At 43.4% G+C, this 2,681-nt stretch carries 2 protein-coding genes; both read right to left on the bottom strand.

Going from position 1 to position 2,681, the window contains the following annotated elements; translation table 11 throughout:
• On the bottom strand, positions 1-201 hold a 201-nt coding region (locus tag MM213_RS20480), incomplete at its 3' end, for a type IX secretion system membrane protein PorP/SprF (RefSeq protein ID WP_439647573.1).
• A gap of 45 nt (positions 202-246) precedes the next feature.
• The coding region (locus MM213_RS20485) for a CLIPPER-2 domain-containing protein (RefSeq protein WP_241414749.1) at positions 247-2,681 on the bottom strand (2,435 nt) is incomplete at its 5' end.

Genomic DNA, 2,681 nt, shown 5'->3' on the forward strand with positions numbered 1-2,681 from the left:
ACTCAAATCAGCCGTTACGGTAAACGTCTTCGGTGCACCGGGGAATCCTATCCACTGATCACGATATGTACTCTGAATATACGGTTGACCCTTATATCCAGCATATCCCGGATTGATATGCAAACCGTTGAATATATACTGGCTGAACTGTGGCAGCTGCTGAGACTTGACACCGCCGATGGCCATCACGGCCATCAGCATCGTCAGTGTTCCTATTTTAAAAATCCATTTCATGATTCCCTTTTTTTAATCCTTTATTACCTGAATCCAACCCTTGAATTCATGAGAGCGTCCAGATGCATCTATACCAATTAAAACATAATAGTATGTACCAGCCCTTAGACCTTCAGCAGACCAATCATTTTGATAATCGCTTCGCTCAAATACATGGTCTCCGTATCTGTTGAAGATCACGATCTCGTTAGAAGCAAACTTCCCTAGTCCTTTTATTTCAAAGCTATCATTTTTACCATCTTCATTTGGCGTGATAACATTTGGTATAAAGAATGGATTGATCCTGTTCACATCAGTATCCGTATTATCAGCTGGATTAACTTCCTCACCTGATGAAACTACTGATACAAGGTTGGTTATAGTTTGAGCCGTCGTTCCTGAAAGAGCCTCTGCTCTTACGCGAACTCTAATTGTCAGCGATTCTCCAACAGGGAAACTCGAAACAGTCCATATCAGACGTTGACCATTTACAGATATCTCAGGTTGAATTGTATTGTTACTCACAGTAAAGCTTGAACCTAGATAAGATACTTCACCAGGAAGTTCATCCGTAATTACAACATCCTCTGCATCAGTTGCTCCGTTGTTTGATACTACAATTTCGTATACAAACTCGTCTCCTTCAAAGATTACCGCATCAAAAGAGGTTTTAGTAACAGCCATATCAACTTGATCATCCAAAATTCTGAAGGTCACAAATGCATCATCAGTATTACTTGGATTCAAGGTTTCCCTTAAGACATATCGTAATCTGTAATCCCTTGCTTCATTTACACCTGGTATCAAACTCAACTCCCCATTAGGATTTATCAATAGACCTATGATACCATCAAGCTCTGTAAACTCGAAATCTACATTATCCATAGTTACCAATACTCCGTCAAGTAGATCGTTATCAAGAATATTTCCTATCATTCCACCAAACCCTACTCTGAACTCACCGAATTCATCATCATTTGCAATGATAGATCGATTAGAACCAACTACTACTACCTCTGAGGTTTCCGGATCTGTTGGTTCCCCTCCAGGTCCTGTTCCTGATACGGAGGCTACATTCAACACACTTCCAACATTAACATCAGATTGTGTAACTGTATAAGTAGCCGTAAAGGTATTTATATTTCCAGGCTCCATAGATTCTATAATCCAATCATCACCGGTCAACTCATCTGTAACAACAACATCAGTTAAAGTTACATTGCCTATGTTTTCAACAGCTATCGCATACACTATGACATCGCCCTGTGAACTAAAGTTAGACAACCCAACATTTCCATTAATCGACACCAATGATTTTTGAATGCTCAAGCCTGCATTGTTGTCTATAGGTGTCTCAATCTCCGTCTCGCCCTCWGGATCTTCACCTTCTGGGTTTGGATTCTCTCCTTTTACAAAGRCTGTGTTCAACACTGARCCMGAATCTACATCTGACTGCGTAACCGTRTAGCTAGTCTCTCTAACCRCTACCTGACCCGGTGCCAATGTTCCAACATTCTCTTCAAAGCCTGTCAATGGATCTGTGATCACAACATTTCCTATCGTCACATTACCTGTATTCGTTGCCGTCAACGTGTAGGTGATCACTTCGCCTGCCTGCGTCACAGTGGATCCGTTGTCGGATTTGCTGATGCTCAAGCCTGCATTGTTGTCTATAGGTGTCTCAATCTCCGTCTCGCCCTCTGGGTCTTCACCTTCTGGGTTTGGATTCTCTCCTTTTACAAAGGCTGTGTTCAACACTGAGCCCGAATCTACATCTGACTGCGTAACCGTGTAGCTAGTCTCTCTAACCGCTACCTGACCCGGTGCCAATGTTCCAACATTCTCTTCAAAGCCTGTCAATGGATCCACAATCGTTACGTTTGCTATAGTCACATTACCTGTATTCGTTGCCGTCAACGTGTAGGTGATCACTTCGCCTGCCTGCGTCACAGTCGATCCGTTGTCAGATTTGCTGATGCTCAAGCCTGCATTGTTGTCTATAGGTGTCTCAATCTCCGTCTCGCCCTCAGGATCTTCTCCTTCTGGGTTTGGATTCTCTCCTTTTACAAAGGCTGTGTTCAACACTGAACCAGAATCTACATCTGACTGCGTAACCGTGTAGCTGGTCTCTCTAACCGCTACCTGACCCGGTGCCAATGTTCCGACATTCTCTTCAAAGCCTGTCAATGGATCCACAATCGTTACGTTTGCTATAGTCACATTACCTGTATTCCTTGCCGTCAACGTGTATGTAATCACTTCGCCTGCCTGCGTTACAGTGGATCCGTTGTCGGATTTGCTGATGCTCAAGCCTGCATTGTTGTCTATAGGTGTCTCAATCTCCGTCTCGCCCTCTGGATCTTCTCCTTCTGGGTTCGGATTCTCTCCTTTTACAAAGGCTGTGTTCAACACTGAACCAGAATCTACATCTGACTGCGTAACCGTGTAGCTGGTCTCTCTAACCGCTA

Source organism: Belliella alkalica, from assembly GCF_022549785.1.
GTDB classification, from domain to species: domain Bacteria; phylum Bacteroidota; class Bacteroidia; order Cytophagales; family Cyclobacteriaceae; genus Belliella; species Belliella alkalica.